1 protein-coding gene is annotated in these 487 nt (G+C 70.4%); it reads right to left on the bottom strand.

Going from position 1 to position 487, the window contains the following annotated elements:
- The coding region (locus tag LK10_RS01600) for an IS256 family transposase (RefSeq protein ID WP_043119632.1) at window positions 1–487 on the bottom strand (487 nt) is incomplete at both ends.

Genomic DNA, 487 nt, shown 5'->3' with positions numbered 1-487 from the left:
GTCTCCCAGAGCCGGACGATCGCCGGGTACCGCTGCCCCCACTCGGCGGCGAACTCGGCGAACCTGTCCTTGGCCGCGGCCTCTGACGGGGCCGTGTAGATCGGCCTGAGGGCCTTCGCGATCGCGTCGCGGTGCTGCCTGCCTGCGTACCGGAACGAGTTCCGGATCAGGTGCACGACGCACTGCTGGACCACGGTGCGCTCCCAGGTGGTGGTGATCGCCTCGGGCAGGCCCTTGAGCCCGTCGCACACGGCGATCAGGACGTCCTGGACGCCGCGGTTCTTCAGCTCGGCGAACACGCCCAGCCAGAACCGGGCCCCTTCGCCTCCCTCCCCGCCGGCCCAGATCCCCAGGATGTCGCGTTCCCCGCCCACCGTGACGCCCAGGACCACGTAAAACGGCATGTTCCGCACCTGCCCGTCGCGGACCTTGACGTGGATCGCGTCGACGAACAGCACCGGGTAGACGGGGTCCAGGGGCCGGGAGG

This window comes from Sinomonas humi, assembly GCF_000802235.1.
GTDB classification, from domain to species: Bacteria; Actinomycetota; Actinomycetes; order Actinomycetales; family Micrococcaceae; genus Sinomonas; species Sinomonas humi.
Note: the sequence above shows the minus strand (reverse complement) of the source record. Positions and strands in the feature narration are given on the sequence as shown.